We start from the raw sequence: 19,675 nt of genomic DNA, 5'->3' as shown, positions 1-19,675 counted from the left end.
TACGTGGGGGTTGGGCCGGCGTCGTCCGCGCAGCGGCCCAAGGCTGGAGGCGCCCGCCCTGGTTCAGGCGCCTCCGCCTGGGTGCCCGATGTCAGTCGCCGGGGCTACACTGAACCTATCGAACATATATTCGAATAAAGGTGTGTTGTGGGCGTTATTATCGGTCCCCGCGTGGTAGATGCGGGCGCCTCATTGTTTTCGGTGCTGATCTCGCCCGTGGCGGTCGCAGCTGGCTTCCCGTCGCCCGCCCAGGACTATTTCGACGGACGGATCGACCTCAATGCGCACCTGATCAAGGACATCACCAGCACCTTCGTGGTGCGGGTGACCGGGGATTCCATGGAAGGAGCAGGCATCAGCGACGGCGACGAGCTGATCGTCAACCGCGCCCTTGAACCCAAGGACGGGTCCGTGGTGATCGCGGTGCTGGACGGGGAACTGACGGTCAAACGCCTGCGCATCACCGGCACCGGCGTGGCGCTGCAGGCGGAGAACCGAAAGTACCCGGACATCCGCGTACCCGCACTGTCCGAGCTCACCATCTGGGGCGTGGCCACCAGGTGCCTGCATCATGTCTAGGGAGCGCAGTGCCTAAGCCGGTCCCCATGCGGCAGCTGCCCCAGATCGCGCACGTGGACGTCAACTGCTTCTATGCCTCCGCCGAACGCGCCTTCGACCCCTCGCTGGAAGGCCGCCCGCTGGTGGTGCTGTCCAACAACGACGGTTGCGCGGTGACCCGCTCCCCCGAGGCGAAGGCCCTTGGCATCGCCACGGGCGAGCCGTGGTTCAAGCTTGCGCCGAGGGCCAAGGAGTGGGGCCTGGTGGCTAAGTCCAGCAACTATGAGCTGTATGGCGACATCAGCTCACGGGTCATGGAGCTGCTGGGCAGGTACTCGGCGTGGCTGGAGGTCTACAGCATCGACGAGGCCTTCCTGGGCGTAAAGGGCAGCCCGGACGACCTCCTGGTGCTGGGCCGCCGGATGAAAGAGGCGGTGCGGCGGCATGTCGGGGTGCCGGTCTGCGTGGGCATCGCCCCCACCAAGACCCTGGCCAAGCTCTGCAACAAGTGGGCCAAGAACAATCCCGCTTTCGGCGGTGTCTGCCTCTGGGAGGCGGTACCGGCTGACGTCCGGGAACTGCTAATGGCCCGGTTGCCTGTGGACGAGATCTGGGGCATTGCCGGCCGGCTCACCAAACGGCTCAACGTGCTGGGAATCTTCACGGTCCAGGACCTGGTCGGCGCGGATCCAGTCGTGATCAGGGACAAGTTCTCGGTGGTGCTGATGCGCACCGTCCTGGAACTGCGGGGCACGCCCTGTATCCCCATGGAGGAAGAGCGCATCGGCCGGGACCAGCTGATTTTTTCCCGCTCCTTTGCCACTCCGGTAACAACAGCCGCCGGACTTCGGGAGGTGTTCAGCGTTTACGGGCAGCAGGCCAGTGCCAGGCTGTCCAAGCACGGGCTGCAGGCCAAGGTCCTGACAGCCTTCGCTGCCACTTCGCCCTTCCGGGACAACGAGCAGGCTTATCCGTCCGTCTGCGTCCCGCTGCCCATGCCCACCGCGGACCCGCTGCTGCTCACCCGGGCCGCGCACGCGCTGCTGCCAAACATCAAAGAAGGATTGAAGTACGCCAAGGCGGGCCTGATGCTCACCGACCTTCGGCCCACGGGCAACCAGCCACCGCTGGCGCCGTTCGAGAACCGGCACGAGGAACGCGGCATCGGCCCCCTGCTGGAGAATGTGAGCCATCGCTTCGGGCGCGGCTCAATAGGGCTGGGACACGCCGGCATCAAATCCGGCCTGGACTGGACCATGAAACGGGGCATGCGCTCGCCCCGGTACACCACGCATTGGGACGAACTCCCCGTGGTCAAGGCGGCCTGAGGCCCCGGTTTCCGCCGCCGGCCGGAGGGCGGGCGGCGGAAACCTGTTGGCGCTAGGCCCGGGACCTGTTTTGGATGAAGTGGAAGATCAGCACCACCACGGCGATCACCAACAGGATGTGAATCAGGCCCCCGCCAATATTTGCGAGCAGTCCGAGGAGCCAGAGAACGGCGATGATAATAGCGATCCAAAGCAACATGAGAATCTCCTACATTGTTTTTTGTTCGAATTGCTGATTGTTCAAACCGGCGCTGCACAAAAAGCCGGCCGTAAGGAATCCACCCCTGCCTCTCGCTCCGGGCCCCCATGCCACATCTGTTATTCACGCCCACGTGACGTGATGGTTATCACCATATTTCAGGAAGTGCCAACTGGAAACGGCCTATCAAATGGAAATAGGAACGTGTCTTATTACCTGGCATCCGCGGGGCCGCGGATAAGACGTTCCGGGACGTTTCTTGACCCTCTGCGACGCCGCGTTGAGCGTTCGCGTCGTCCCGTGAACGCCCGCTACGGGATTGATTGTGGGGCCGCCGGGCCGTCCGTAATCTCGTCTCAGCATCCGCCCCCAGCAGAGGAGTTCCCATGGCCAACCCGCAGGACAAGAATCCGCAGACGCAGCAAGGTTCAACCCGGATCGTTGCCGGGCAGCCCGCTAAATACGCCCGCCCGCGTGGCCTAAAAATCGGAATCGCGGCAGCCGTCCTGGCCCTCATCGGCGGGGGTGCCGCCGTCGCTTCCTCGGTTAACAGCGGCGCCCCTGCGGCCACGCAGGAGGGCGCGCCTGCCGGCAACCCAGCGGCCGAGCTGAAGCTTGGCTACTTTGGGAACGTCACCCACGCGCCGGCCCTCGTGGGTGTCAGCAAAGGCTTCATCAAGGATGAGCTCGGCGGCACCAAGCTCAGCACCCAGGTGTTCAACGCCGGTCCCGCAGCCATCGAGGCCCTGAATGCCGGCGCCATCGATGCCACCTACATCGGACCCAACCCGGCGATCAATTCCTTCGTGAAGAGCCAGGGCCAGTCGGTCAACATCATCGCCGGCGCCGCCGCCGGTGGAGCGCAACTGGTGGTCAAGCCGGACATCACCTCCGCCGCCGGCCTCAAGGGCAAGACCCTCGCCTCCCCGCAGCTCGGCGGAACCCAGGACGTGGCCCTGCGCGCGTGGCTTTCATCCCAGGGATACAAAACAAACGTGGACGGCAGCGGTGACGTGGCCATCAACCCCACGGAGAACGCCCAGACCCTCAAGCTGTTCCAGGACGGAAAGCTCGACGGCGCGTGGCTGCCTGAGCCGTGGGCGTCACGGCTGGTGCTGAACGCCGGAGCCAGGGTGCTGGTGGATGAAAAGGACCTGTGGGATGGTTCGCTGTCCGGCAAGCCCGGCGAATTCCCCACCACCATCCTGATCGTGAACCGGCAGTTCGCCGCCGACCATCCCGACACCGTGAAGGCGCTCCTGAAGGGCCACGCGAAATCGGTCGAGTGGCTGAACAGCGCGTCAGCCTCCGACAAGGCCACCGTGATCAATTCAGCCCTCAAGGAAGCCGCCGGCGCCGAACTGACGGCGGACGTCATTGACCGCTCGTTGAAGAACATTGTGTTCACGGTGGACCCGCTCGCCGGCACCTACCAGAAGCTCCTGGCCGACGGCGTCACCGCTGGCACCACCAAGCAGGCCGACATCAACGGGATCTTCGACCTGCGGGCCCTCAACAGTGTCTCCACCGTGAAGACCTCCGCCGCCGGGCTCGGGCAGGAGTAAAAGCGCATCGATTGCTCCGTCAACGCCCTTTTGAGCCCCCATAACGGCATCTACGGAGCAATCGATGGGGCCGTCGGGTGGGCTTCGGCCCGGGAGCGGCGCGGCCATCTTTCTTGCTTGAATCCTGCGCCTTTCCCGCGGCAGGACCGGGCAACCCGCCTTTAGGCTGGGAGGGTTGGCCGGCGGCAGGCGGCCGGGACTAGGGGGATGCCGGTGCACGGTTACGGAAATGGCAGGGATTCGCAACAGGACGGGCCGGACGGCTACGCCCCGCCAAACGTCCGGCGTTCCCCCAGCGGACGCATCCCGCAATGGGCCATCGACGAAGCGTACGGCAGGGCGGAGGCTGCTTCACCCTGGCGGGCCCCCACCCCCTCTCAACGGCGCCGGAAGAAGTTCCGGGGACGGCCCGGGACGCGGAGCTGGTCCAGGCGGTCCATCCGGGTGCGGACGGTCCTGGGGATCGCCCTGGTTGCCTGCTTGTACTTTTCACCGGCGCTCTTCGACCGCTTGGTCCTTCCTGCCGTGGCCCCGTACCTGCCGGGGGCGAAAATGCCGCCGCCGGGATATGAAGCCGCTTCCGCGCCCTTGGGCACGCCGCCGGCCAGCACAGGCTCCACCGCCTTTGTGCTGCAGGAGTCGCCGAGGGCAAGCCAGCCGGTCATTGCGTACGACCCGTGCCGCCCGGTCCATTATGTTGTCCGTCCGGACAACGCGCTGCCTGGTGGCGACGTCCTGATCCGGGAGGCTGTGGCAGCAGTCTCCCAGGCCTCCGGGCTCCAGTTTGTCGATGACGGACCGACGACGGAAGCGCCGTCAGATGACCGGTCGGCGTTCCAGCCGGACCGCTACGGAAAGCGGTGGGTGCCGCTTCTCATTGCCTGGTCAACGCCTGTTGAGACCCCCGGCCTTGCAGGGAACGTCGCCGGCCTCGGCGGGAGCGCCTACGTGGAGGTCCCCGGCCAGCCGCTGGTCCTCGAAGCAGGGCAGGTGCGCCTTGATGCCCCCGACCTTGCCGGGATCATCGCCGGCAGGCCGGACGGCGCCGCCGAGGTCCGCGCCATCATCATGCACGAGCTCGGACACGTGCTGGGCCTGGACCACGTCAACGATCCGGCCCAACTGATGTATGCCGAAAACATGGGCGTCCGGGACTTCGCTGCCGGTGACCGCGCCGGGCTGGCCCTGCTGGGCAGCGGCCCCTGCGTCCCGCAGCTCTAGCGCCCCACTAAGCCCCTTCCCCTTCTGCCCCGTGGAGCTCCTCCCGGGTCGGCGGGTTGGCGCCCGGGCGGGACACCGTGACGGCGGCCGCGCGGGCGGCGTGTGCCAGGAGTTCGGAGAGTCCCTCGACGGGAAGGTCGCGCAGGTCCTGCCGGTTCTGGGCGCCGTCCAGCTCCCGGTCCACCAGGCCGGACAGCAGGGCCGCCATGAAAGAATCCCCGGCCCCCACGGTATCCGCCACCTCCACCTGTGGGGCGGGAATGGCGGCTTCGCCGGCCCGGCACACACCCCACGGCCCGTCAGCACCGCGGGTGACCACCACCATCGCCGGGCCTTCCTCCCCGCCGAGTGCCAGCCACTTGCGGGCCGAATCCAGCACGTCCTGTCCCGGGTAAAGCCAGGCCAGGTCCTCGTCCGAGGCCTTGACCACGTCGGACAACGTGACGAACTTTTCGGCCTGGCGCCGGGCAAAGTCCACGTCCGTGATGATGCTGGGCCGGCAGTTGGGATCGAAACTGATGGTGGCGGACGGGTGGGCGTATTCGACGGCGGCCAGCACGTCGGTGGCCCCGGGCGCCAGCATGGTGGCAATGGAGCCGGTGTGCAGCAGGGTGGTTCCCTGCAGCATGAAGCCAAGCCGGTCTGCCAGGTGCGGCAGCTCCCAGGCGAGGTCAAAGGTGTAGGTGGCGGCGCCGTCGTCGTCAATCAGTGCGGTGGCCACGCTGGTGGGCAGCTCGTCCGGGGCCACCGGCAGCATGACGGAGCTGGCGCGCAGGTGCGCCGCCACCGAGTCGCCGTACGCGTCCCGGCCGTAACGGCCAATGAACTGCACCGGGTGGTCCAGCCGGGCCAGGCCCACCGCGACATTCAGGGGGCTTCCGCCCACGTGGGCCTCGATTCCGGAAGCGCGCTGGACAACGTCAACAAGGCCTTCGCCGATCACTGTGAGCATGGTCATACTCTGCCAGAAAGCGGCCGCCGTCAGCAGTTCGTGTCAGCCGAGCAGCTTTCCAACCAGTTCCCGGCACGTCACATAGGCCTCCGCGGCGGGATCGATGAGCGCGAAGTGGTCGCCCGGCACCGTGACCAGCCGCGCCGGGACGGCTGCGGAACGGCTGGCCTCCACGTAGGTTGTGGACATGCCCAGGGGCACATCATCGTCTTCCGTCGCGTGGACGGCGTAGACCGGAACGTCCAGCGGCAGCGCTGCCATGGGGTCGGCCACGCGGTGGCGCCCGGGGAAGTCCGACGACGGTCCGCCCAGCAGGTTGCCCACGGCGCCGTTGCTGAGGCCCAGCCTTTCGGCGTCGGCCAGGTTCAGCACGCCGGACTGGCTGACCACCCCGGTGAGGCGGACGCCGTCGTTCGTGTTCTCAAGTTGGCGGGCCTCCGGCCCCAGCCCATCCAGCCGGTCCCTGCCTGCCGCCCACACCGCCAGGTGGCCGCCGGCCGAATGTCCCAGCGCCACCACCTTGCCCAGGTCCAGCGAGTGCGGCCCTGCGAGCGCCGTAAGCTTGTCGATGCCCGCGAGGATGTCCCGAAAGGTCTCCGGCCAGCCTCCGCCGTTCCCGGCACGGCGGTACTCCAGGTTCCAGGCGACCATGCCGTGTTCCGCGAGGTCCATGGCCAGCGGCTCCCCCAGTTCGGCGCCGTACGTGGAACGCCAGTAGCCGCCGTGGATCACCACCACAACGCCCCGGTGTATCCCGCCGGCCAGAAGTTCCGGCAGGAAAAGCTCGCCCCACAGGCTGGGATCCTGGCCGTACTGGTATCTATGCCGCTGCACCCTGCCGAGACTACATGCGCCTGCCGGCGGGTGGGTGTCACGGTGGCCCACTTTTGGGGCGGCGTCAGCGGCAACGCCGCGGGCATCCGCCGCCGGGGCCTCGAAAACTGGGCCAGTCTGGGCGTCCTGGCAGGTGTCCGTTTAGGCCGCCATATTTATGGGCACCATTCATGGCATGGAAAAGGCTGAAGCAACAACCCAGGAATCCACCGTCGAGGAGTGGACACGCGCGCTGGCGGAGTCAACGGGCTCACCGGGCGGAGGCGCGGGGACCGGCCTGATGCTGGCGGTGGCAGCATCACTGACGTCGATAGTGGCCGGCTACAGCGGTGGGGAGGACGACGGCGGGGAGCCGGCGGAGATACGGACCCGCGCGCAGGCGCTGCGCCGGGAAGCCCTGCAGCTGGCTGATGACGACGCGTCCGCCTCCAAAGCCTTCGGTGCTGCCTTCCGGCTGGAACCGGGGGCGGAACGGGACGAGGCAATCCGCCGCGCGTCGCTGGAAGCTGCAGCATCTTCAGCCGTCCTTGGCGAGCGCGCCATCCAGGCGATCGACGACCTCGCCTGGCTCGCCACCAACGGCAACCGGGCACTGGTTGCGGACGTCGTTGTTGCATTCGGCGCCCTCCGGGCCGCCGTGGCAGGCGCCCGCACCAATGTCAGCTTCGACCTTGGCTCCCTCCGCTCCACCGGGGACAGCCTGGATACGGTGCGTCAACAGCACCCGGACCTGTGGGCAGCGGTCCAGAAACTCAATGGAGCCATGGACCGCATCGACGCCCTCACCGCAGACATCGATCACCGCGCCGCCCCAACCGACTCAGCCTGAGCTGTTGGACTCTGCCGCAGGGCTGTGCTTATGGTGGGCAGCATTGTTTGCAGGTGAGTCCGGGGGGAGGCGTACAACATGGAGCCAAGATTCGCTGCGTGGAGCTTCCTCCGCCCCCTTTTACTCGCCGTGGCGGCAGCAGCGGCATGGATCGCCCTGTCCGCTGCGGGCGCTTCCGCTGATTCCGCCACTCACAACGATCCGCTCCTGGCTGCCGCCCCGCCCGCCATGGGAGCGGTCACCACCACAGTGACCCAGCAGGCCCGGGAAGCCTTGCCGGCCGGAACTGTCAGCAACCCTGCCCCAGCGCCTACAGCAGTGCCTTCGATCCAGGCGGCGGCCAAGGAAGCCACCGCCCTGGCCGACCACGTTGCGGAGACTGTTCCGGTGGTCACCACCGTAGTACCGGAAGGAACCGTCGCCGCAACGGTGGATCCGGCCCTGGGTGCCGTGGACCACGTTGTTGGCGGAACGGTGGGGACCATTACTCCCGTGGCCGGCGCGGTCCTCGAACCGGTCCTTGACCCTGTCCTCAGTGCCGTACCCCTGGCTGCGCCCGTGGCCGCCGGAGAGCCGATGGCACCGGCCCTCCCGCCGGTTGCCGACGTGCCGCAGGCCGGAGACGGACCACACGCGGGGGCAGCCGCACCGGTGGTTGCGCCCACCAGCATTGCGCCGGGTTCCGCCCTGCCCGGCCCAGGACCCCTCCACCTCCACGACCGGCTGTCCTGCAACGGCCTGCCGCACCATCAGCAGACCATGCACGCCACCGGTACTCTCCAGCTCCCGGGGACGGATCCGCACAACACGCCGTTCCAAGGACCCTTTGATGCGCTGCCCGGCACCGCTGCAGGCGGAAGCGGTTCATCCAGCGGCAATGGTTCGGGCATGCCCGCATGGCTCGCGTCCCATAACCTGCGGATCCCCGGGGACTGCCAATCCAGCATCGAAGGCAGTTTGCCCGAGGCTACGCCACCGGTGTCCTTCGACCCCGGATCATCTCCCGACTAGTTGCGGCCCTCCGCGTCCCGGCGCGAATGAGCCAGTCCCGGGCTAAGCAGTATGCCCGACCCAAACTTTCAGGAGAACCCCAAATGATGCACCGCACTATCCGTGGATGCCTGCTCAGCGCCGTCATCGCAGGCGGCCTGCTTGGCGCCAACGGCGCAGCCGCCAACGCCTCTGCCACCCCGGCGGCAGCACCGATCACCATGTCCATTGGCCACACCTCAACCCCACCGGGCCAGGCGCAGGCCGGTGAGGCAGTTGCTAATGCAGCACCCGGCGCACCGGACCCCGGGACCGCGCCGACCACTGGCGTCAATTCCGGACTCCTGGGCGTGGGCGTGCTGCTTGTGGTCTTCGGCGGTGTGCTGGCCCTGATCCTGGGCCGAAAGCGCGGCTGACCCGGCGCGGGTAGCGTAGGAAACCACCACCTATCAGGAAGGCCCCCGCATGGCACGCGTCTTCATCACCGGTTCCACCGATGGGCTTGGCCTGGCAACGGCGGACACGCTGCTGCGGGACGGACACGAGGTGATCGTGCATGCGCGGTCCCCGCAGCGCGTCCCCGCGGTGCAGCACCTGCTGGACCGCGGGGCACACTGCCTCGTCGGGGACCTCGCGGCGCAGGCCGAGGTCCGGCAGATCGCGGCCGACGCCAACAGAATCGGCCGGCTGGACGCCGTCATCCACAATGCCGGCGTCCTCAGCGGCGCGGCACTGCTGCCGGTGAACGTTGTGGCCCCGTACCTGCTGACAGCGCTGATCCCCGGACCCCGGCGCCTTATCTACCTGAGCAGCGGCATGCACCGCGGCGGCGACACCGGCCTGGACGGCCTGGACTGGGCAGGACGTACGACGACGGCCTCCTACTCCACCACCAAGCTATACGTCACGGCGCTGTCGGCAGCGGTGGGCAGGCTGGTGCCGGGCGTCGCCAGCAACGCCGTGGATCCCGGCTGGGTGCCCACCCGGATGGGCGGCCGGTCAGCACCGGACAGCCTGGAACTGGGCCACCGCACCCAGGAATGGCTCGCCACCAGCGACGACCCGGCCGCCTTGTCCAGCGGCGGCTATTGGTACCACCAGCACCTGCAGGCCCCGCACCCGGCCGCCAGTGATCCGACATTCCAGGACGCCCTGCTGGCCCGGCTCGCCGAACACACAGGTGCCACCCTGGAGGGCCGGTGAGCTCAACGGAGAATGGCGCGGAGGCATCCGAGCGGGAAACAGGGCACCCCACGCTAAAAGCGCCTGACCGGCCGCATCCCGTGACCCTCCGCGAGGTGGCCGAAGCGGCCGGCGTTTCCACGGCCACGGTCTCTCTGGTGGTCAATAAGAAAAAGGATGCCCGGATCGCCGCGGACACCCGCCAGCGCGTCACGGACGCCATCCGTTCCCTGGGCTACCGGCCCAACGCCATGGCCAAAACCCTTGTCAGCGGAACGTCCAAGTTCATTGGGCTGGTAGCCGACGGCGTGGCCACCACGCCATTTGCCGGCCAGATCATCCACGGGGCGCAGGACGAGGCGCGGAAGCACGGGTACGCGCTGCTCATCGCCAACACCGAGGGCAACGGCGAGCTGGAGCAGGACGCCATCGCCATGATGCTGGAGTACAAGGTGCGCGGCATCCTGTATTCCACCTGGTTCCACCGGCAGGCCGACATTCCGTCGCCGCTGCGGGAAGCGGACTTCGTCCTGGTGAACTGCTTCTCCAACGAACAGGGTGCCCGGGCCGTGGTTCCGGACGAGGTCCAGGGCGGCCGCTCCGCGACGGAACTCCTGTTGGCGCACGGCCATCGGCGGATCGCATTCATCAACGCCACCATCCCGGCACCGGCCAAGGATGGGCGGCTGGCCGGTTACCGGCAGGCCTTGGAAAACGCCGGTATTCCGTTCGATCCGGACCTGGTGCTGGAGGCCTGTCCGGACCAGGAGGGCGGCTACCTGGCCACGGCCGGGCTGCTAAAGCGGGGCGCCCCTGCCGTTTTCTGCTACAACGACCGCATGGCCATGGGCCTCTACGACGGCCTCCGCGAACACGGGCTGTCCATCCCCGGGGACGTCGCCGTGGTGGGCTTCGACAACCAGGAAGTCATCGCCGCACACCTCCGGCCGCCGCTGTCCACCGTGGCCCTGCCGCACTATGAACTCGGCGCCGCCGGGGTCCGGGTGCTGCTGGGAATCGACCCCGCCCCCGGCGGCCCGGCAAAGATCCACTGCCCTGCCGTGGAACGCGCGTCGGTGCAGGTCCAGGCCCACGCATAGCCCATCGATTGCTCCGTAAACGCCGTTTTGACGCACGAAAAGGGCGTTTACGGAGCAATCGATGGGTTTGTAGGGGTTAGGCGTTACCGAGGCGGCGTTCGACGTCGGCCGCTTCCGGATACGCCGCCTGCGTCCCCTTGCGGGTGGTGGCCAGCGCCGCGGCAACGGAGGCGAACGCTGCGGCTTCCGGGAGTGCATCGCCCGCGGCCAGCCGCACCGCCACGGCACCGGTGAAGGCGTCCCCGGCTCCGGTGGTGTCCACGGCGGACACCGTGGTGGGCCGGATCCGGGTCACGCGGGCACCGGGCGCTGCGAGTGAGTCCAGCACCACGGACCCCTGCGAGCCCAGGGTCACCAGGGCCTGCTGGATCCCGTGGCCGGCAAACCGCTCCCGCACCGCGTCCCACTCCTCAGCAGCAGCGTCCGCCCCCGGAACTTCAGAAGCCAGGAACAGCGCGGCCTCGTGCGCGTTGACCAGGAGGACGTCTGCCAACCCAGCCAGGGCTGGCGGGATCTCTGCATACGGCGACAGGTTCAGCAAAACTGTTGCGCCGGCGTCGTGCCCTGCCTGTGCGGCGGCCAGCACGGTCTCCATGCTGACCTCCAGGCAGAGGCTCACCACGGCGGCCCCCTCCAGGACCTCCGCGGCGCCGGCCACGTCCGCCGGGGACAGGGTGCCGTTGGCGCCGGCGGAGATGATGATGTTGTTCTCGCCGCGGGCGTCCACGGCGATGACGGCGACGCCGGTGGGCTCGCTGGAGGTGCGCACGTGGCTGACGTCCACGCCTGCGCCGGCCACCGAGGCCTCAAGCATGTTGCCGTTGGCGTCCTCCCCCACGGCGCCGACCAGGCTGACGTGGCCGCCCAGCCGGGCTGCGGCCACGGCCTGGTTGGCGCTCTTGCCGCCGGGGTTCACGGCGAAGCCGTTGCCCTGCACGGTTTCGCCGGGCTGCGGGAGCCGCTCGCAGTAGATGGTGAGGTCCGCGTTCAGGGAGCCGACGACGACGATCCGGCCTGGAGCGGCAGCGGCAGCACTCATGCGGCCACCTCGGCCTCAACCGGCTTGGGGATCAGCAGCGACGCCGCGAACGCTGCCACGGTCAGGGCCAGGCCAACCACCACGACCGTCAGGTACGACGCGGTCGCATCACCGAGGGCGGAGGTGGCCACCAGCACGGCGGGCAGGATGAGGAAGCTCAGGCCCGCGCCCAGGTTGAAAGCACCGGCGTTCATGCCGGGGAGGAAGCCGGGGTTGCCGGCGGGCGAGAGGACAACGCCGAGTCCATTGAGCATGATGTTGACCGTACCGGCGTACATGATGCCCAGCAAGACCGTGCCGGCAATCATCATGGGCAGGCTGTGCAGGCCCAGGAAGGCGATGACGGCGAGCGCGGCGATGCTGCCCAGCAGTCCGATCCGCAGCACCCTGGTGTACCCGAGCACCGGCGCGAGGCGTCCGCTGAGCGGGCCCACCAGCCAGCCCAGCAGGGCGTAGGGGGTGAGGATGATCAGCGACATTTCGGTGGGACCCACCCCGAAGCCGGGGTCCGCGGCCTGGACGTAGGCGGGCACGATGCCGTTGATCACCGCGAAGATGCCGGTCATGGTCAGGGTGGTGGTGAGCAGCGGGGCCCAAGTGGCGCGCTGGCGCAGGTGCACCGTTTCCACCATCGGCTGGGCGGCGCGCTGTTCGGTGCGCCAGAAGGCGAAGAACGCGGCGGCGGCGACCAGCACCAGGGCCAGGCTCAGCATGAGCGTGCCGGAGTCGAAGCCGGCCACAAGCTTGGCGGCCTCGTTGAGCGCGGTGAGCAGGGCGCCCACGGCGACGACGATGAAGAACACGCCGCGCCAGTCCATCCGGGTGCCGGCGCCGGGCTTGCTCTCAGTGGCGAGGAACATGATGAGGGCGGTGGCCGCGAGTGCCAGGACCACCATCAGCCAGAAGATGCTGCGGAAGCCGAAGTGCTCGGCGAAGTAGCCGCCCACGAAGGAGTCCACGCCGGCCACGCCGCCGTTGACGGCGGTGATGAGGCCCATGAGGGTGCCGTACTTGCGCGGGTTGCTGACGGCGGAGCGCAGCATGATCAGGCAGAGCGGAACGGTGGGGCCGCTGACGCCCTGGATGATGCGGCCCACGAAGAGCCAGGTGATGTCCGGGGCCAGTGCGGCGATGACGGAGCCCACCGCCATGAGCAGCATCATGCCCACCAGGACCCTTTTGCGGCCGATGATGTCGCTCAGGCGCGGGAGGAACAGGGAGAACAGGGCGGCGGCGGTGAAGAACCAGGTCTGCGAAAGGCCGATCAGGGCCTGGTCCGCCTTGAGTTCCTGGCCCATGGTCACCAGGGCGGGGCTGAGCATGGAGGCATTGAGCTGGAACGCCACGCAGGCGGCCAGCAGGGCGGTCATGAGGGCGGCGATGTTGCCGCGGCCGGTCTTGGTTTCAGTCATGGTTGCGGTGGCCATCTACTTGACGCCTCCGGCGGTGAGCCGGGCATCTTCGTTAAGTTCGACGTCGGACGCACCGGCGGCGGTGCGGTCTGCACCTTGGTGCCTGCCGGCGTCGTCCGCTGTGGCGTTGGCGCCGGGCTCGCCGATGCGGACCAGTGCGTCGGTGACCAAGTCCCAGAACCGTGCGTGGTCCAGGTCCACGGCCACGCTGGTGTGGCAGTCGGCGGGGGCGGGGGCGCGGAAATCGGCGACCGTCATGCCCAGGGTGAGGGTGCCCTGGAGTTCGATGTTGACCGGGACCTTGCGGGTGCTGACGATGCTGGGGTCGATGACGTACGCGACGGCGCAGGGATCGTGGACCGGCGGGTAGTCGAAGCCCTGGGCGTCCTTGTAGGTGTGGGCGAAGAAGTCCATCAGCTCGGTGACGAATTTCGCCGGGCCGGTGCCGATGGCGGCGATCTTCTCCACCACGTCCGGGGTGGCCAGCGCCTGGTGGGTGAGGTCCAGGCCCACCATCACCACGGGCCACTTTTCGTTGAAGACGATATGCGCGGCTTCGGGGTCGATGATGATGTTGAACTCGGCCACGGCGCTCCAGTTGCCCACGTGGTAGCCGCCGCCCATGAGGACCACTTCCTTGACGCGTTCCACGATGCGCGGTTCCTTGCGGGCAGCCAGGGCGATGTTGGTCAGGCCGGCGGTGGGGACCAGGGTGACGGTGCCGGGCTCGTGCGCCATGACGGTGTCGATGATGAGGTCGACGGCGTGGCGCGGGTCCAGCTCGATGGTGGACTCAGGGAGGGCGGGGCCGTCCATGCCGGACTCGCCGTGGATGTCCGGCGCGGTTTCGATGCTGCGGACCAGCGGGCGGGGGCAGCCGGCGGCGAAGGGGACGCCGGTGATGCCGGCGATGGTGCCGACGGCCAGGGCGTTGCGGGTGACTTTTTCGAGGGTCTGGTTGCCCACCACCGTGGTGACGGCCAGCAGTTCGATGTTGGGGTTGCCGTGTGCCAGCAGCAGGGCCACGGCGTCATCGTGGCCGGGGTCGCAGTCCAGGATGATCTTCCGGGGTTCTGTTGAACCCGTCCGGTGCTGGCTGGCTTGGGGATTTGGTTCCACGATGGTGCTCCACGTCATTGGGGCCTGCCTTGGGGGCAGGGGTCTTGAGTATTCCGCGAGTGATCATGGCAGGGTTTTGCGGTCTACGTCAAGCGCTTAACGTGCGGTGGCGCATTGTCGCACGTCAAACGCTTGATGCCATGTGGGACAAGGAACCCTGCCGACCTTGCCGTGGCGGCCTGCAGGGCTCGCAATCCGTGCGCGCCGGGGCCTACTACGATCAAAGTATGGATTCCGGGGAACAGGTACAGCAGCAACGGCCACGGCCGCGGCGGGTGACGGCGGCGATGGTCGCTGCGCGGGCCGGCGTTTCGGTGGCCACGGTGTCGCTGGTGGCCAACGGCAAGACAGCCGGCCGTGTGGCCGAGGACAACATTTCCCGGGTCCGGGAGGCCATTGCGGAGCTGGGATACGTGGTGGACGGGATCGGCAGTTCCCTGGCCAAGGGCGTCAGCTCGATTGTGATCCTGGTGGCGCCTGACATCTCCAACCCGTTCTTCGCCAAGGTGATTGCCGGGGTGCGGGAATCGCTGGGCCCGCAGTACCAGCTGCTGCTGTCCGTCACCGAAGCCGGCGAATTTCCCGAGGCCGACGACGTCCGGCGGCTGATGTCGCTCCGCCCGGCGGGGCTGCTGGTGGACGCACCCAACGCGGGGTTCCTCGAAGACCTCGCGTCGCCGTCGCCCCTTGTCCTGCTTGATGCGCCGGGACTCGAGTCCTACGCGCCCTCCGTGAACCTGGATGTGGCCAGCGGGGCACGCCAGCTGGCGGCGCACCTGGCCGACGCCGGGCACAGGGAAGCTGCCTACGTGGACAGCGTGACCGGCACCGAGACGTTCGCGGTCCGGCGCGCGGCGTTCCTGGAAGAGGCCGCCTCGCGCGGCATCACCGTCAGCCCGGAACGCATTATCAGCACCACCATCGACGTCGGTGCGGCGGCCGGCGCGTTCGCCGAGGCGTGGCCGGACTGGCAGCGCTCGGGGGTAACCGCCGTCGCCTGCGCCACCGACACCCACGCGTACGGCGTGCTGCAGGAAGCACGGGTGGCAGGGATCCGGATCCCGGAGGAGCTGGCCGTGGCCGGGTTCGACGACCTGCCCTACTCGGCCACCAGCAATCCGGGCCTCACCAGCGTGCACCTGCCCGCCACGGCCCTGGGCCAGAAAGCCGGGGAGCAGCTGCGCGGCCTCATGGAGGGGAAGTCGCTTGGACACGGCGGCGTCACCCTGGAGACCTCGCTGGTGGTGCGCGGGTCCACTACGGCATCGCCGGCCGGTTCCCCTCCCGCAGCCAGTCATTGAAGAACGCGTCAAGCTCCGTGCCGGATGCCGCCTCCATCACCTGTTCAAAGTCGTCCGTTGTTGCCGAGGCGTTGCTGTAGCGGTCCAGCCAATCCCTGGCTCCTGCAAAGAACGCCTTGTCCCCCACCTTGGTGCGCAGGGCATGGAGGGCGGCGGCACCCCGGTTGTAAACCTCCGCCGCAAAGAGGTTGTCCCGGCCGGGATCGGCAATGTTCAGCGCCCAAAGGTCCTTGCTGTCCAGTTCCGCCACGGTGTCCGCGAATTGCTGGGCCACGGTTGCCTGGCCCGTGTGCTCGGCCCACAGCCACTCAATGTAGGTTGCCCAGCCCTCGTTTAGCCAGATGTCCTTCCAATCTGCCGGGCTGACGTCGTTGCCGAACCACTGGTGTCCCAGTTCGTGGACGACGGTGGCCTCATCCGCAGCCCCTGAGTAGACCGGCCGGGTTTGGGTTTCCAGGGCGTAATCCACGGAATCATCGTCCACAACCGCGCCGAAAGCCTCGAAGGGGTACCGTCCGAACAGGCCGGACAGGAACGTGATCATCTGGGGCTGCTGTGCGAGGGCGGCGGTGGTTTTCTCCAGGTCGGCTCCGGCCACGCCGTCATCCACCGCATTGATGATCGGCAGGCCGTGGGGTCCTTTGGCGTAGGTGAGGGTGTAGTCACCGACGCTCGCCGTTGCAAGGTAGCTGGCCATTGGATCCGCCGCTTCCCAGGTCCACGTTGTCCAGCCGGCCTTGGTTTTGGGTTTGCCGTCGGGCAGGCCATTGGCCACCGCTGTTTTCCCTTCCGGGACCTTGATGTGGAAGGAGTAGGTGGCTTTGTCTTCCGGGTCATCATTTACGGGAAACCAGGTGGGCGCGCCATCGGGCTCGTTGACCACCATCGCCCCGTCAGCGGTGGTCACCCAGCCGTAGAGCGCCCCCGTGGTGTCTTCCGGACGCCCCGTGGCCCCGCCGTAGTCGACGGTGATGGTGGTTTTCTGGCCTGCCTTCAGTTTTGTCCGGAGGCCTACGGTGAGCTCCCAGGTGCGGTTGGCGTCATCCTGCTCCTGTGTCCAGCCGGAAGGGCCCGCGCCATGGTTGAGGTCCTTGCCGTCCACCTCCACCGCCGTCACCGCCAGGCCGCGCAGGTCGAAGTTGAGGCTGTCCAGGTCCTGGGTGGCGCGGAGGGTAATGATTGCCTCCCCTGCGAGCTTCCCGGCCAGTGCGGCCGGATCCGCCGGCGGAGTGTATTGCAGGGCCAGATCATAGTGCAGGACGTCGTACCCGCCGTTGCCCGCGTAGGGAAAGTAGGGGTCGCCACTCCCCGCGGCACCGTGCCCATACCGGCCCGGGCTGTCCTGGGGTGCTGCCTGCGCCGCGTTGATCCCGGCCGCACCGGCCGCCATAAGTGCCACTGCTGCCGCGCCGATGCGCCGGGTCTTCGTTTGCTTGGTCATGGTTGCAGTCCTGGAAAGTGCGGGCGGCGGGGAGCCCTGCTCACCGCAACGACGCTCACGCCGCCGGAGGGGAATTCTTGTGTGCCTTCGCGGCGACCAGACCGATGCCGGCGGCTCATCGGCCGCTGCCCCCAGTTGGGAAGGAATCTAGGCCCGCCCGCGCGGCGGGTCAACACTTTGGCCTCCCCCCGGGCCCCCCTTTCGTATCCCGGGTCCCACCCGGTCGGGAGGCCCGGCGGTAGGGGCATCGCGCGGGGCACCCCCGGGAGACCAGCCGGCTCCGCGCCGCCGCCGTTCTGTCATACCCCGGCCGTAAGCTGGGACCATGCCGAGTAACTGGGAAAGTCTGGACGCACCGCTGCGTGAGTCGGTGCAGCACAACGTGGAAATCTATGAGCGCGTCCGGCCTGCCCTGAAGCTGGTTACCCGTGATGTCCTGCTGGTTTTGCGGGACATGCTGAAGGACAGCGAGGTCACGCCCCTGTTCGTTACCGGCCGCACCAAGACCGTGGAATCCTTCAAGGAAAAGATCTCGCGCACGGAGGAGCCACTGGAGCCGGGTGGGCGGAGGCTCCTGAAGTTCCCGGACCCGTTCCGCACGCTCAATGACATGGTGGGCATCCGGGTGATCACCAAGCTGCCGGCGGAAAACGCCGCGGTGGCCAACATCATCAAGCGCCAGCGGCAGCTTTTCGACTGCCGCGGCGACCGGGAAAAGGACATTGGTTCCATTGAATCCGGAACCTACGGGTATTCCAGCCGGCACCTGATCCTGCGCACCATCCAGAACGAAGCCGTCAAGGAGTACCAGCAGGTCTTCAACCCGGACCTGCAGCCCAACGGCAGCTACTTTTTTGAGTGCCAGATCCGCACCATTTTCGCGCACGCGTGGAGCGAGATTGAGCACGATATCCGCTTCAAGGCCGAGGATCCCCGCGCCTGGACGCCGCACTTCGACCGGCAGTTCACCGCCACCGCGGCCATGCTGGAAACCGTGGAAACGGCGTTCTCCGACCTTCACGAAAGCTACGAGGAGGTCCGCGGCTACTGGGACATGGACGGCGAGGGCGCGGCCCCACTGACGCCCAACCGCATCCGGGACGTCTGGCGGACCCTGCTCCCGCACGTGGACCGCAAGGTGGACGACGACTGGGGCTGGGCGGCCGAGCTCCTCGCAGCGCACGGGCTCAACCAGACCATGCAGCTGGCCGGACTGCTCAGCGCCAACCAGATCACGGAGGTCCGCAAGGCCCTGGACCACCGCTACTCCCCCGGCCCGGACCGGCTCCTGGATGACCTTCTCCTGTGGCAGTACGGCACCAAGCACATCGACCTCACCGCAGAAGATCCCGACGCCGTCCCGCACCCGCGACGCGACAGCCTCCTGCGGCGGTTGCGACAGATTGAGCGGTACAGGATGACGAAGAAGTAGGGGCGGTTGGTGGAACCCCTGCGGCTGGTCCTGTCCGGCTTCGGTGCCGTGGGCCGCTCTTTTGCCGATGTTGTCCTGGAGCAGGGTTCCCTGTTGCAGATTGCTGCCGTCCGGGGTCATGGGACGGAAGTCTTCCTCGCGCCCGGTTCTCCGGTTCCGGATCGCTCCTCTTGGGGGCCGATTCGGTCCATCGAAGAGACACTGGCCCGGACCGGCTCCTCCGTCCTGGTCCAGGCCCTGCCATCCTCGCCTTCGGCTCACGCACGTGTACTGCAGGAGGCGCTTGCCGCCCTGAGGGGTGGAGTGGATGTGGTGACAGCAACGAAGAGCCATATTCTCAGTCATTGGCGGGACCTTGAACGTGCGGCCGAGGAAGGTGAGAGCCGGATCCGCATTTCCGGGGCCACAGGCGCGGCGCTTCCCACGGCGGACATGGCCCGCGTTGCGCTGCGGGGCATGGGCTGCAGCGCCGTCCGGGCCTGCCCCAACGGCACCTCCACGTTCATCCTCGATGAGCTGTCCCGCGGTGCCGGGCTGGAGTCCGCGGTCCGGGAGGCGCAGCGCCGCGGCATCGCGGAGGCAGACCCGTCTGCGGACCTGTCCGGGAAGGATGCGGCCACGAAGGTGCGGCTGATCGCCGGGCTTCTCTGGAACTGGGACGTTTCCCGGATTGCGGTGGAGACGGAACCCATTTCCTCTTCCACGGCTGCCAGGGCGCTGGAGGCCTCCCGGCGAGGCCTGCGTTTGCGCGCTGTGGCGTCGGCCTCCCTGGAGCGACCCATGGTGGTCACGGTTCGTTTGGAAGCCGTGCCCCCGGGAGACCCGCTTTTCGCTATCGCTGGGCCGGAGAAGGCCATGGTTTTCAGGTGCCCGGACGCCGGGGACGTCAGCGTGCAAGGCGGCCGCTCCAGCCCCAAGGGGGCGGCGCTGGCGATGCTGAAGGACGTACTTAACTTGGTCGGACTAAATAACTCGGGTTTTCACTAACGACAGAGCCAGCAACGACCTGTGTCGGTGATGCCTTCGATTGTGCTTCAAACCGAAGCTTCTTCTCATATATGGAAAACATTGTCAGGAGCGGCACTGCCGGGTGCGCAAACAAGACTGCAGGAGGGGCCGCAACCCGACACGGCCGGTTGTCGCAATACCTAGCCTTTGCGTCGTTGAAACAGA

The 19,675-nt window shown here is 67.7% G+C and carries 19 protein-coding genes; 12 read left to right on the top strand and 7 right to left on the bottom strand.

Going from position 1 to position 19,675, the window contains the following annotated elements:
• The first annotated feature begins 147 nt into the window (after positions 1-147).
• Together ACZ9J7_RS07905 and ACZ9J7_RS07900 are read left to right on the top strand one after the other, a co-directional pair.
• Positions 148-579: a LexA family protein gene (locus tag ACZ9J7_RS07905; RefSeq protein WP_476208409.1), complete on the top strand. Its 432-nt coding sequence runs from the start codon at positions 148-150 to the stop codon at positions 577-579.
• 26 nt (positions 580-605) lie between these two features.
• Complete coding sequence (locus ACZ9J7_RS07900; RefSeq protein WP_476211817.1) at positions 606-1,886, top strand: Y-family DNA polymerase; 1,281 nt, start codon at positions 606-608, stop codon at positions 1,884-1,886.
• A 52-nt stretch (positions 1,887-1,938) separates the two neighbouring features.
• Here ACZ9J7_RS07900 and ACZ9J7_RS07895 read toward each other — a convergent pair whose 3' ends face one another.
• Positions 1,939-2,085 (bottom strand): lmo0937 family membrane protein, encoded by a 147-nt coding sequence (locus ACZ9J7_RS07895; RefSeq protein WP_141158652.1) that lies wholly within the window; start codon positions 2,083-2,085, stop codon positions 1,939-1,941.
• 386 nt (positions 2,086-2,471) lie between these two features.
• Here ACZ9J7_RS07895 and ACZ9J7_RS07890 point away from each other — a divergent pair, with 386 nt between their 5' ends.
• Together ACZ9J7_RS07890 and ACZ9J7_RS07885 are read left to right on the top strand one after the other, a co-directional pair.
• Positions 2,472-3,650: an ABC transporter substrate-binding protein gene (locus ACZ9J7_RS07890; protein WP_476208408.1), complete on the top strand. Its 1,179-nt coding sequence runs from the start codon at positions 2,472-2,474 to the stop codon at positions 3,648-3,650.
• Positions 3,651-3,857: 207 nt separating this feature from the next.
• Positions 3,858-4,871 (top strand): matrixin family metalloprotease, encoded by a 1,014-nt coding sequence (locus ACZ9J7_RS07885; protein WP_476208407.1) that lies wholly within the window; start codon positions 3,858-3,860, stop codon positions 4,869-4,871.
• A 7-nt stretch (positions 4,872-4,878) separates the two neighbouring features.
• Here ACZ9J7_RS07885 and ACZ9J7_RS07880 read toward each other — a convergent pair whose 3' ends face one another.
• Together ACZ9J7_RS07880 and ACZ9J7_RS07875 are read right to left on the bottom strand one after the other, a co-directional pair.
• The gene (locus ACZ9J7_RS07880) at positions 4,879-5,829 is read right to left on the bottom strand and encodes a carbohydrate kinase family protein (protein WP_476208405.1); all 951 of its coding nucleotides are present in this window, start codon (positions 5,827-5,829) and stop codon (positions 4,879-4,881) included.
• Between the two features lie 36 nt (positions 5,830-5,865).
• Entirely contained in the window at positions 5,866-6,657 is a 792-nt protein-coding gene (locus ACZ9J7_RS07875) for an alpha/beta hydrolase (protein ID WP_476208403.1), read from the bottom strand.
• A 175-nt stretch (positions 6,658-6,832) separates the two neighbouring features.
• Here ACZ9J7_RS07875 and ACZ9J7_RS07870 point away from each other — a divergent pair, with 175 nt between their 5' ends.
• The 5 genes from ACZ9J7_RS07870 to ACZ9J7_RS07850 all read left to right on the top strand — a co-directional run bounded on the left by ACZ9J7_RS07870 (position 6,833) and on the right by ACZ9J7_RS07850 (position 10,758).
• A complete protein-coding gene (locus tag ACZ9J7_RS07870; protein ID WP_476208401.1) occupies positions 6,833-7,486 on the top strand; it encodes a cyclodeaminase/cyclohydrolase family protein in 654 nt (217 codons plus the stop codon).
• Positions 7,487-7,564: 78 nt separating this feature from the next.
• Entirely contained in the window at positions 7,565-8,497 is a 933-nt protein-coding gene (locus ACZ9J7_RS07865) for a hypothetical protein (RefSeq protein WP_476208399.1), read from the top strand.
• 83 nt (positions 8,498-8,580) lie between these two features.
• A complete protein-coding gene (locus tag ACZ9J7_RS07860; protein ID WP_476208398.1) occupies positions 8,581-8,892 on the top strand; it encodes a hypothetical protein in 312 nt (103 codons plus the stop codon).
• 49 nt (positions 8,893-8,941) lie between these two features.
• Positions 8,942-9,679 carry an SDR family NAD(P)-dependent oxidoreductase gene (locus ACZ9J7_RS07855; RefSeq protein ID WP_476208397.1) on the top strand — a complete coding sequence of 246 codons (738 nt, stop codon included), beginning with the start codon at positions 8,942-8,944 and terminating at the stop codon, positions 9,677-9,679.
• Positions 9,676-10,758 carry a LacI family DNA-binding transcriptional regulator gene (locus ACZ9J7_RS07850; protein WP_476208396.1) on the top strand — a complete coding sequence of 361 codons (1,083 nt, stop codon included), beginning with the start codon at positions 9,676-9,678 and terminating at the stop codon, positions 10,756-10,758. Before ACZ9J7_RS07855 ends, ACZ9J7_RS07850 begins: the two co-directional genes overlap by 4 nt.
• A gap of 76 nt (positions 10,759-10,834) precedes the next feature.
• Here ACZ9J7_RS07850 and ACZ9J7_RS07845 read toward each other — a convergent pair whose 3' ends face one another.
• From ACZ9J7_RS07845 to uriH, 3 genes are read right to left on the bottom strand one after another with little or no spacing between them, the layout of a single operon-like run.
• A complete protein-coding gene (locus ACZ9J7_RS07845) occupies positions 10,835-11,797 on the bottom strand; it encodes a ribokinase (protein WP_476208394.1) in 963 nt (320 codons plus the stop codon).
• Entirely contained in the window at positions 11,794-13,209 is a 1,416-nt protein-coding gene (gene uriT / locus ACZ9J7_RS07840; RefSeq protein ID WP_476208392.1) for a uridine transporter UriT, read from the bottom strand. The genes ACZ9J7_RS07845 and uriT overlap by 4 nt, the downstream gene beginning before the upstream one ends.
• A gap of 15 nt (positions 13,210-13,224) precedes the next feature.
• Positions 13,225-14,346 carry a uridine-preferring nucleoside hydrolase UriH gene (uriH, locus tag ACZ9J7_RS07835; protein WP_476208390.1) on the bottom strand — a complete coding sequence of 374 codons (1,122 nt, stop codon included), beginning with the start codon at positions 14,344-14,346 and terminating at the stop codon, positions 13,225-13,227.
• A gap of 269 nt (positions 14,347-14,615) precedes the next feature.
• Here uriH and ACZ9J7_RS07830 point away from each other — a divergent pair, with 269 nt between their 5' ends.
• Positions 14,616-15,629 (top strand): LacI family DNA-binding transcriptional regulator, encoded by a 1,014-nt coding sequence (locus ACZ9J7_RS07830; protein WP_476211816.1) that lies wholly within the window; start codon positions 14,616-14,618, stop codon positions 15,627-15,629.
• Here the strand turns inward: ACZ9J7_RS07830 and ACZ9J7_RS07825 are convergent.
• Positions 15,586-17,070: a M1 family metallopeptidase gene (locus ACZ9J7_RS07825; RefSeq protein WP_476208388.1), complete on the bottom strand. Its 1,485-nt coding sequence runs from the start codon at positions 17,068-17,070 to the stop codon at positions 15,586-15,588. The genes ACZ9J7_RS07830 and ACZ9J7_RS07825 overlap by 44 nt on opposite strands.
• Before the next feature lie 325 nt (positions 17,071-17,395).
• Here ACZ9J7_RS07825 and ACZ9J7_RS07820 point away from each other — a divergent pair, with 325 nt between their 5' ends.
• Positions 17,396-18,502, top strand: coding sequence for a GTP pyrophosphokinase (locus ACZ9J7_RS07820; RefSeq protein WP_476208386.1), 1,107 nt, complete (start codon positions 17,396-17,398; stop codon positions 18,500-18,502).
• Between the two features lie 9 nt (positions 18,503-18,511).
• Complete coding sequence (locus tag ACZ9J7_RS07815; RefSeq protein ID WP_476208384.1) at positions 18,512-19,489, top strand: hypothetical protein; 978 nt, start codon at positions 18,512-18,514, stop codon at positions 19,487-19,489.
• Positions 19,490-19,675 lie beyond the last annotated feature (186 nt).

Source organism: Pseudarthrobacter sp. TE9888, assembly GCF_056279345.1.
Note: the sequence above shows the minus strand (reverse complement) of the source record. Positions and strands in the feature narration are given on the sequence as shown.

Bases quoted from the DNA above. Each gene is read 5' to 3' on its own strand.
- ACZ9J7_RS07900 (WP_476211817.1), top strand. From the start codon at position 606: ATGCGGCAGCTGCCCCAGATCGCGCACGTGGACGTCAACTGCTTCTAT.
- ACZ9J7_RS07895 (WP_141158652.1), bottom strand. From the start codon at position 2,085: ATGTTGCTTTGGATCGCTATTATCATCGCCGTTCTCTGGCTCCTCGGA.
- ACZ9J7_RS07890 (WP_476208408.1), top strand. From the start codon at position 2,472: ATGGCCAACCCGCAGGACAAGAATCCGCAGACGCAGCAAGGTTCAACC.
- ACZ9J7_RS07885 (WP_476208407.1), top strand. From the start codon at position 3,858: ATGCCGGTGCACGGTTACGGAAATGGCAGGGATTCGCAACAGGACGGG.
- ACZ9J7_RS07880 (WP_476208405.1), bottom strand. From the start codon at position 5,829: ATGACCATGCTCACAGTGATCGGCGAAGGCCTTGTTGACGTTGTCCAG.
- ACZ9J7_RS07870 (WP_476208401.1), top strand. From the start codon at position 6,833: ATGGAAAAGGCTGAAGCAACAACCCAGGAATCCACCGTCGAGGAGTGG.
- ACZ9J7_RS07865 (WP_476208399.1), top strand. From the start codon at position 7,565: ATGGAGCCAAGATTCGCTGCGTGGAGCTTCCTCCGCCCCCTTTTACTC.
- ACZ9J7_RS07860 (WP_476208398.1), top strand. From the start codon at position 8,581: ATGATGCACCGCACTATCCGTGGATGCCTGCTCAGCGCCGTCATCGCA.
- ACZ9J7_RS07855 (WP_476208397.1), top strand. From the start codon at position 8,942: ATGGCACGCGTCTTCATCACCGGTTCCACCGATGGGCTTGGCCTGGCA.
- ACZ9J7_RS07845 (WP_476208394.1), bottom strand. From the start codon at position 11,797: ATGAGTGCTGCCGCTGCCGCTCCAGGCCGGATCGTCGTCGTCGGCTCC.
- uriT (WP_476208392.1), bottom strand. From the start codon at position 13,209: ATGACTGAAACCAAGACCGGCCGCGGCAACATCGCCGCCCTCATGACC.
- uriH (WP_476208390.1), bottom strand. From the start codon at position 14,346: ATGACGTGGAGCACCATCGTGGAACCAAATCCCCAAGCCAGCCAGCAC.
- ACZ9J7_RS07830 (WP_476211816.1), top strand. From the start codon at position 14,616: ATGGTCGCTGCGCGGGCCGGCGTTTCGGTGGCCACGGTGTCGCTGGTG.
- ACZ9J7_RS07825 (WP_476208388.1), bottom strand. From the start codon at position 17,070: ATGACCAAGCAAACGAAGACCCGGCGCATCGGCGCGGCAGCAGTGGCA.
- ACZ9J7_RS07820 (WP_476208386.1), top strand. From the start codon at position 17,396: ATGCCGAGTAACTGGGAAAGTCTGGACGCACCGCTGCGTGAGTCGGTG.